10 protein-coding genes and 1 other RNA gene are annotated in these 8,280 nt (G+C 72.0%); 3 read left to right on the forward strand and 8 right to left on the reverse strand.

Features of this window, described 5'->3' with window-relative positions:
* Nucleotides 1–125 precede the first annotated feature (125 nt).
* Nucleotides 126–950, forward strand: a complete 825-nt coding sequence (gene fabI / locus MFF06_RS05430) for an enoyl-ACP reductase FabI (RefSeq protein ID WP_238201993.1) — start codon at nucleotides 126–128, stop codon at nucleotides 948–950.
* Between the two features lie 222 nt (nucleotides 951–1,172).
* On the opposite strand, the gene MFF06_RS05435 is transcribed toward fabI, so the two are convergent.
* From MFF06_RS05435 to MFF06_RS05465, 7 genes are all read right to left on the reverse strand, one after another.
* Entirely contained in the window at nucleotides 1,173–1,793 is a 621-nt protein-coding gene (locus MFF06_RS05435) for a DUF2147 domain-containing protein (RefSeq protein WP_238201994.1), read from the reverse strand.
* Nucleotides 1,794–2,124: 331 nt separating this feature from the next.
* On the reverse strand, nucleotides 2,125–2,325 hold the full coding sequence (locus MFF06_RS05440) for a hypothetical protein (protein WP_238201995.1): 201 nt from the start codon (nucleotides 2,323–2,325) through the stop codon (nucleotides 2,125–2,127).
* 143 nt (nucleotides 2,326–2,468) lie between these two features.
* The gene (locus MFF06_RS05445) at nucleotides 2,469–2,750 is read right to left on the reverse strand and encodes a hypothetical protein (protein ID WP_238201996.1); all 282 of its coding nucleotides are present in this window, start codon (nucleotides 2,748–2,750) and stop codon (nucleotides 2,469–2,471) included.
* 132 nt (nucleotides 2,751–2,882) lie between these two features.
* Complete coding sequence (locus MFF06_RS05450) at nucleotides 2,883–3,701, reverse strand: TIGR00282 family metallophosphoesterase (protein WP_238201997.1); 819 nt, start codon at nucleotides 3,699–3,701, stop codon at nucleotides 2,883–2,885.
* Nucleotides 3,698–4,300 carry a 5-formyltetrahydrofolate cyclo-ligase gene (locus MFF06_RS05455; RefSeq protein ID WP_238201998.1) on the reverse strand — a complete coding sequence of 201 codons (603 nt, stop codon included), beginning with the start codon at nucleotides 4,298–4,300 and terminating at the stop codon, nucleotides 3,698–3,700. The genes MFF06_RS05450 and MFF06_RS05455 overlap by 4 nt, the downstream gene beginning before the upstream one ends.
* Nucleotides 4,290–4,446, reverse strand: a non-coding RNA gene (ssrS, locus tag MFF06_RS05460) — 6S RNA. The genes MFF06_RS05455 and ssrS overlap by 11 nt, the downstream gene beginning before the upstream one ends.
* A gap of 100 nt (nucleotides 4,447–4,546) precedes the next feature.
* The gene (locus MFF06_RS05465; RefSeq protein ID WP_238201999.1) at nucleotides 4,547–5,680 is read right to left on the reverse strand and encodes an aminotransferase class V-fold PLP-dependent enzyme; all 1,134 of its coding nucleotides are present in this window, start codon (nucleotides 5,678–5,680) and stop codon (nucleotides 4,547–4,549) included.
* A gap of 168 nt (nucleotides 5,681–5,848) precedes the next feature.
* On the opposite strand from MFF06_RS05465, the gene MFF06_RS05470 reads away from it, so the two are divergent.
* Both MFF06_RS05470 and MFF06_RS05475 read left to right on the forward strand, forming a co-directional pair.
* The gene (locus MFF06_RS05470; protein WP_238202000.1) at nucleotides 5,849–7,072 is read left to right on the forward strand and encodes a molybdopterin molybdotransferase MoeA; all 1,224 of its coding nucleotides are present in this window, start codon (nucleotides 5,849–5,851) and stop codon (nucleotides 7,070–7,072) included.
* A 132-nt stretch (nucleotides 7,073–7,204) separates the two neighbouring features.
* The gene (locus MFF06_RS05475) at nucleotides 7,205–8,077 is read left to right on the forward strand and encodes a 4-(cytidine 5'-diphospho)-2-C-methyl-D-erythritol kinase (RefSeq protein ID WP_238202001.1); all 873 of its coding nucleotides are present in this window, start codon (nucleotides 7,205–7,207) and stop codon (nucleotides 8,075–8,077) included.
* A gap of 40 nt (nucleotides 8,078–8,117) precedes the next feature.
* Here the strand turns inward: MFF06_RS05475 and MFF06_RS05480 are convergent.
* A partial coding sequence (locus tag MFF06_RS05480; RefSeq protein ID WP_238202011.1) for a transglutaminase-like cysteine peptidase occupies nucleotides 8,118–8,280 on the reverse strand: 163 nt, incomplete at its 5' end.

Here is an 8,280-nt window from a genome sequence, read left to right on the forward strand (position 1 = left end):
CCCGGGGGACGCGCGAGGCTGACGATCCGGCTCGTCCGATGGACGGCCGGACTTCCGTCCCCGTGCCGCCTCCGCTAAGGGGGAACCCTCGGCGCTCGTGGCGCCGCGGTTTACCGGGATGCGTCATGGCGGAACACGGGCACGGGCTTCTGGCCGGTAAGCGGGGGGTGATCCTTGGGGTCGCCAACAACCGCTCGATCGCTTGGGGCATCGCCCGCAGCGCCCGCAACCATGGCGCCGAACTGGCCTTCACCTATCAGGGTGACGCCCTGCGCAAGCGCGTCGAGCCCCTGGCGAAGGAACTCGACGCCCACGTCATCGGGCATTGCGACGTGACCGACGCCGCGACGATCGACGCCGTGTTCGAGGAGGCGTCCCGCGTCTTCCCCGAGGGGATCGACTTCGTGGTCCACTGCATCGCCTTCTCCGACAAGGACGAACTGACCGGCCGCTACATCGAGACCTCCGAGGACAACTTCACCAAGTCGCTCCTCATCTCCTGCTACTCGTTCACGGCGGTGGCCCAGCGGGCGGAGAAGATCCTCAAGCCGGGCGGCTCGCTGCTGACGCTGACCTATTACGGCGCCGAGAAGTGGATGCCCCATTACAACGTGATGGGCGTGGCCAAGGCGGCGCTCGAAGCCTCGGTGCGCTACCTCGCCGCCGACCTCGGGCCGAAGAACATCCGCGTGAACGCGATCTCCGCCGGGCCGATCAAGACCCTGGCCGCCTCGGGGATCGGCGACTTCCGCTACATTTTGAAGTGGAACGAGTACAACGCGCCCCTGCGCCGGACGGTGACGATCGGCGAGGTGGGCGAGACCGCCTCCTACCTCGTCTCCGACATGGCCGCCGGCATGACCGGGGAAATCCTCCACGTCGATGCGGGCTATCACGTCGTCGGCATGAAGAATCCCGAGGCGCCCGACCTCAGCCTCGACAAGGACTGAACGCCTTCCGCTCCTCCGTCCTGGCGGGGATGCGACGCGATCCGGGCGTGCGGCTCGACTTCGGGCTCGGAGCGCCCCGTCATCGGTTGGCGACCGCCTGCGTGCGGCGAGCGCATCGACCGTCGATCCCGTGCGGCCGTCGCCGCATCGGTCCTCCCGTCCTGGCAACGGCGGACGGGCGCCTTCCGCGGGAGGCGCCCGCCGATCTCGCGGCGAAGCCGGTTACTCGCCCGCCGGCGTGGCGCCGGTCGTCGCCGGCTTGCCGACGGGTTTCGCCGTGGGCTTGGCAGCGGTCGCCGCCGGCTTCGGGGGCATGTATTCCGGGTCCGTGCGCGGCCCGTTGGCGCCGTTGGTCGGACCCGCGAGCTGGCCGGGCACGAGATCGGTGACCTTCATCCAGGTCTGCGACTTGCACAGGAAGGCAATCAGGCAGCCCTTGACCGTCAGCTCGTTCGGCGCCTCCGTCCAGATCGTGACCTTGTAGAACTTGCCGTCCTCGGAATTGTAGATCTGGCCCTCGTACCGGGCGTCGTCGTTGGGCTTCAGGCCCATGATGAGCTGATGGCCCAACGACGGGCGGGCCTGCTTCTTCGGATCGGGGTTCTTGAAGTCGACGCGGGGCTCGCCCTTGTCGGACAGGGGAACCTTCAACCACACGACGTAACCGCACAAACGATCGTTCTGGGCGCCGCACTTCTCCAGGCGGACCCGGGCGCGGCCGTCCTCCGTCAGGTAGGTGCCGCTGGGGTCGGTCGGCGTGGCGGCGCGGGCCGGACCGGCGAGGCCCGCGAGGGCGAGGGCCGCCAGCGGCGCGACGCGGCGGCCGAGCGTGCGAAACATCATCCGTGTACACTCCTCCATCGCGGGCTGGGGCTTGGTGAGCCCGAACCTCTCCGTCGGGCTCCGGCCCGGCGGCGGCGCGCGGCGCCGATCGATTACCCCCGCCGTCTCCCGCGTGAAGTTGGCCGCATCATGACAGGGAGGGCGTTCCCGGTGGAAGGAGCGCCCGCGCAGGCCGACGGATCGCCCTATCGTGATGGGATGGATGCCGGCTCAAAAGAAGACGCCGGACTGGAGCCAGTCCGGCGCAAGACCATCAAGCGGGAAAGGGCTCGAACGCGGCCGGTGACACTGCGATAGCAGAGAACGTCTGACCCGATCCCGGCCGCTCGGGTCAGTTCTGCTTGGCTTTCTTATTCGCGTTGTGGTGGCCGACCGCGCAGCCGGCGGCGGCACCGAGCTTGCCGTGTCCGGCCATGTGTCCCGCGACGCCTCCGACCACCGCGCCCTTGAGGCAGCCCTTCGCCTCCGCGGGGGCGGCGCCGACGAGACCGGCGAGGGCGATCGCGGCGAGGCCGCATGCAAGATGCTTCATGATCCGTCTCCTGTTCGACCCGCAAACCGCCGGTCCGCCGCCGCCGTTCCTCCGGGACGATCACATCCCGGAGACGAGGGCCAAGGAGACGAGAACCAAGGAGACGACGGCCCACGTCGCAGCCGTCCGGGGCCGGTCCTGCCTCAGGCGGCGGTGCGCTCGGCCTCCCGCGAAGGATCGCGGAAGAGGGCCGTGCAGCCGGAGCCGCGATGCATGCTCAGGATTGACGCCCGGTCGATATCGGGGTGGCGGTCCAGCACGTTGCGGACGCAGGACAGGACCTTGTCGTACTGGCCCTGGTCGTAGTTCGGCTCGAGCGGGCTGACCGCGATGTAAGTCTCGACCACGAGGACGCGTTCGGCGCGCTCGCGCCCCACGTCCACGGCAATCCAGGATGCCTTGATCAGGCTGGTGCTGTTGAGCATGGACAACCTCCCTGGCGGCCGAGCTTGTCTGTGCGGCACGACACACGGCAACCACGGCACTCGGCAACATAGTACGCCTCTGCGCGTGCCTGCCAAGGGTTCGGGGCTGGCGCCTACGTTCGAAAGCGCGATTCAATCCCAGAAAACGGGACGGCTTTCCTCGAGATTCGGGCCGAGCCGCAGGGCCGCCACCTTGGTGGCCAGGCCGTCCGGCCCGGTTTCGATCGCGATGCCCGAGAGGGTGCCGGGTCCGCCGGCCACCTCCCAGCGGGAGCCCGGCGTCTTCTGAATGAGGCGGCGGATCGGCTCGTGCTTCTGCATCCCGATGACCGAATCGTAGTCCCCGCACATCCCGGCATCGGACATGTAGGCGGTGCCGCCCGGCAGGATGCGGTGGTCGGCCGTCGGCGTGTGCGTGTGGGTGCCGACCACGAGGCTCACTCGCCCGTCGAGGTAGTGCCCGAGGGCCTGCTTCTCGCTGGTCGCCTCGGCATGGACATCGACGACGATCGCGTCGGCGGCGCTGCCCAGGGGGCAGGCCGAGACCTCGCGCTCCACGGCCGCGAAGGGATCGTCCATCGGATCGAGGAAGACCCGGCCCATCACGTTGACGACGAGGACATGGGCGCCGCCGCGCGTCTCCACCACCGTCGCCCCGCGCCCCGGCGTGCCGGGCGGATAGTTCGCCGGGCGGATCAAACGCGGCTGGCGGGCGATGAAGACCAACGCCTCGCGCTGGTCGAAGCTGTGGTTGCCGAGCGTCACCGCATCGGCGCCGGCGGCGATCAACTCGTCGCAGATCGCCTCGGAGATCCCGAACCCGCCCGCGGCGTTCTCGCCGTTCACCACGACGCAATCGAGGTTCCAGCGCTCCCGCAGGGCGGGAAGCTGATCGAGGACCACCGCCCGTCCAGGCCGCCCGACGACATCGCCGAGGAACAGCAGTCTCATTCCGCCGGTCTCTCCAATTGGACGACTCCCGTCTCGGTGACGATGGCCGCAAGCGTCCGGTCATGCGGCTCCACCGGCACCCGCGGCACCTCCTGCACGGCGAAGGCCACGCCGACCGTCACCACCGGCCGCTCCCGCGACAGTCGCTCGATGGCGCCGTCATAGTAGCCGCGCCCGTAGCCCAGGCGGCGACCCGCCCGGTCGAAGGCGGCGAGGGGAACGATGAGGGCGTCGGGGAAGACCTCCGGCAGGGACGGATCCGGCTCGCTCAGGCCGAACTTCGCCCGCACCAAGTCCTGGCCCGGCGTCCAGGCGCGGAAGACGAGGCCCTCCGGCGTCACGCAGGGCAGCGCGATGGCGCGGCCCGACGCGGCGAGCGCCGTCATCGCGGCGCGAGGATCGACCTCGCTGCGGATCGGCCAGAAGCCGCCCACAAGACGCGCCCCCGCGAGGGCGGGGAGACCGGCCAGTATCCGTGAGATGGAGGCCGAGCCGTCCCGGCGGGCCTCCGCATCGAGCCCGTCGCGGGCGGCGAGCACCTCCTTGCGGAGGACGGCCTTGCCGGACGGGGCGGTAGAAGGATCAGGGTGCGGAGCCACGTGAGCCGTTGGAGGATCGATCCCGGGAAACCTACAGAGTAGGTGGGCGCCGTGTTGGCCAGGTCCAGGGACGAGGCCAGGGACAGCTCCCGAGGGAGTCGATAAGGCCCCGGGGATAGTGCTCCTGACGAACTCTGCAGCCCCGCCTCGTTTATGTAGCCCCCCGCACCATCGGGCGCCAGAGCCGGGGGACAAGAAACCCGGCGGGACGCCGCGACCTCATGCCGTCGCCGGGCCTTAAGGCGATCACCCGCTTCGGTCCGAGAGGCAGTCTCTCAGCGCCTGGGCGCAGTGCTCGATGTCGTCTTCATCGGCCCAGACGTGCGGGCTGATGCGCAGGGCGCCGGACCGCTCGCTGACGAACACCCGGCGCGCCGACAAGCGCTCCACCAGATCGGGCGGCAGGCCGCCGGCAGCGCGAAGCCCGAGCACGTGCCCGACGCGCCGCGGCGGCTCGGACACGGCGATGCCCAGGGCGGCGCAGCGCTCCGAGAGCTGTTCCGTCAAAGCCCTCAGCCTCGCCTGGATCGCGGCCGAGCCCCATCCGCCGACGAGCTCCAGACCCGTCGCGGCCATGGCGAGGGACACGGGATCGTGCAATTCGCCCCGGTCGAACCGGCGCGCTCCCGACGCCGACGGCCGGTTGCCGCCGTGCTCCTCCAGGGGTCTGCCGTCCCGACGCCAGGGCGCGACGTAGAGGAACGCCACGCCGTAGGGGCCGAGCGTCCACTTGTAGGTCGGGAAAGCCAGATAGTCCGGCTGCCAGCGCGCGATCTCGACGGGCATGGCGCCCACGGCCTGGGTCGCGTCGATGACCAGGGCGGCGCCTGCCGTCCTCAAGGCGGGAACGAGGCGGTCGAGGTCGATGGCCGCCCCGTCGGTCCAATGGGAGGGCGTCAGGGTGGCGACGGATACCGGCGCCGCGCCGGGCCGGTGGATCGCCGCGAGCAGCGCTGCTGTCCAGTCGCCGTCCCCGGGCCGGGGCACGACGTCGACCGTCAGGCCCCGGTCTCCGGCGAGGCGGTCGAAGGGCAGGCAGAGGGAGGGAAATTCGTCGGCGACGCGGAGGATGCGGCTGCCCGGCTCGGGCGCCAGATGCGCGGCCGCCGTCGCCATGGCGTGGCTGACGGATCCGACGATGGCGATGTCGTCCGCGCTCGCCCCGATGAGGTGCGCCGCCCCAGCCCGGGCCCGCTCGGTCCAGGCCGGAAAATCCGCCCGGCAATGCTCCCATGGGCGGGCCTTGGCGAGGATGCCGGCCTCCCCGGCGCGGCGGACGGCGATGGGCAGCGGCGTCCAGGCCGCCGCATCGAGGTAACTCACGCCCTGCGGGACCTCGAAGAGCGGGCGCTGGCAGGGCAGGAGACCGGCGGTCGTCATGGGCCGTTTCTAGCAGGCTGCCCGACCCCCTCGCCAAGGTCATGCGGGACGGCGAAGTCGGAGCGGCGGGGTTGATCCGGCGCGTCCCTTGCCGCAATCCGTGGGTTGCCCCGGAGGGGCGCGGTCGCCGTCACGGCTCCGCCCCTGCGATACGCCGCTCGATTCACGATGGGTCCGGTGATTCCCGACAGCAGCCCCCCCTTGTCCGTAGCCGACGCCCTCGCGACGATCCGCGCGAGCCTGTCGGTCGCGGTGGGCCGGGAGACGGTGGCGCTGTGGGAGGCGGATGGACGGATCGTCGCCGAACCGGTCCTCGCGCCGATGGCGTTGCCACCCTTCGACAACGCCGCCGTCGACGGCTACGCCCTGCGCTTCGACGACCTCGCCCCCTCCGGCCCGACGGCCCTGCCGGTCGCGGCCCGCATCCCCGCCGGCAGCGCCTCCGCGCCCCTGCCGCCCGGCACCGCCGCGCGGATCTTCACCGGCGCGCCCCTTCCTCCCGGCGCCGACACGGTGGCGATGCAGGAGGAGACGCGGATCGAGGGCGGCACCGTCGTCCTTCCGGCGGGGCTGGCGCGACACGCCAATCGCCGCCGGGCGGGCGAGGACGTGGCCCCCGGTGCCCTCGCCCTTTCTGAGGGCCACAGGCTCGGCCCGCGCAGCCTCGCCCTGGCGGCCGCCCTCGGCCTCCAGTCCCTGACGGTGCGGCCCCGGCTGCGGATCGCCCTGTTTTCCACCGGCGACGAGGTCTGCGCCGAGGGCGGTCGCCTCGGGCCGGCGCGCATCCACGATGCCAACCGGCCGATGCTCGCCGCGCTGCTCGCCCGGACCGGCGCGCGGGTCAGCGACGGCGGCATCCTGCCGGATTCCCGCGGGGCCCTCCGGGACCGCCTCCTCGGCGCGGCGGCCGACCACGACCTGATCGTCACCTCCGGCGGCGTGTCGGTGGGCGAGGAGGATCACGTCCGCGCCGTCATCGGGGACATCGGCGCGCTGACCCTCTGGCGCCTCGCCATCAAGCCGGGGCGTCCCCTCGCCTTCGGCCGGATCGGCCGGGTGCCCTTCGTCGGCCTGCCGGGCAACCCGGCGGCCGCCTACGCGACGGCGCTGGCGATCCTCGGCCCGGTCGTGCTCCACCTGACGGGCGCCGAGCCGGCGCCGCCCCTCCCCCTGGTCCGCAGCGGCTTTGCCTTCGCGAAGAAGGGCGGGCGCCGGGAATTCCTCAAGGTCAGCCTCCGCGTCGCTGCGGACGGCGTTACCGAGGCGGTGATGGCGCCGGGCGGAGCGCTTTCGGCGCTGGCGGCGAGCGACGGGCTGGTGGAACTGCCGGAGGACGCCGAGGCGATCCGGCCCGGCGATCTCCTCGCCTATCGGCCCCACGCCCCGGTCTGATCCGCGATCCGGGGGCCGCCGGAAACCGCATCGCGAGGCGTCTCTCCGCGTCCCGGCGATCCGCGCGACCTTGCCGCCGCCCGGTCGGCCCTGTACGGCCGACCCGCCCGTTCACGATCCGGCGGAACCACCGTGCCCCTCCTGTCCGACCGCGCCCCCGCCAAGGTGAACCTCACCCTGCATGTCCTCGGACGGCGGGCGGAGGATGGCTACCATGTCCTCGAAAGCCTCGTCGCCTTCGCGGGCACCGCCGACAGGCTGACCCTGCGGACCGGGGAAGCGCTCTCGCTGACGGTCTCCGGCCCGACCGCCGGACCGGCCGGGCCGGACGCCGACAACCTCGTTCTGCGGGCCGCACGGAACCTCGCGGATCGGGTTCCCGGCCTCAGGCTCGGGGCCTTCCACCTCGTGAAGCGCCTGCCCGTGGCGGCGGGCATCGGCGGCGGATCGTCGGACGCGGCGGCCGGCCTCCGTCTGCTCGCCTGCCTCAACGACCTTCCGCTGACCCATCCGGCGGTCGTCGCCGCCGCCCGCGCCACGGGGGCCGATGTCCCGGTCTGCCTCGATCCGCGGGCGAGGATGATGCGCGGCGCGGGCGAGGATGTCGGCCCGCCCCTCGGTCTCACTGCCCTGCCGGCGATGCTGATCAACCCCGGCGTCCCGGTTCCTACAGCGCCGGTGTTCAAGGCGCTCGGCCTAAGCGTGGGGGAAACGCTCCCCGGTGCGGCCCATCCCGCCATCGCCGCCGACGGCGACGCGGTCTCGCTGCTCGCCGCCCTGAAACCCGCGCGCAACGATCTGGAGGGCCCTGCCCTCACGGTGGCGCCGCCGATCGGTGAGGCCCTCGCCGCCCTGCGCGGCCAGAACTGCCGGTTGGCGCGGATGTCGGGCTCAGGTGCGACGGTCTTCGGCCTGTTCGCGGATCGGCACGCGGCGGTCGCGGCGGCCAAGCGCCTGCGGGCCGCCCACCCCACATGGTGGATCGCCCCGACCTTCCTGCGCTGAGCGGTGCGACCGAGGCGCGGGCGGTTGCGCCCCCTCCGCCTCAGCGGTTGGCGGTGGTGACGGGCGAGGTGGCGCCGCCGAGCGACACCCAGGCCTGGGTGTCCTGGCTCTCGCGCTTGATGAAGACGTAGCCGGTGCGGTGCCAGGGCAGGATCGTGTCGGTCTTGTTGTCGAGGATCAGATCGCCCCGGTCGGTGATCAGG

The sequence above is a fragment of the Methylobacterium aerolatum genome (assembly GCF_022179085.1).
Lineage (GTDB): Bacteria > Pseudomonadota > Alphaproteobacteria > Rhizobiales > Beijerinckiaceae > Methylobacterium > Methylobacterium aerolatum.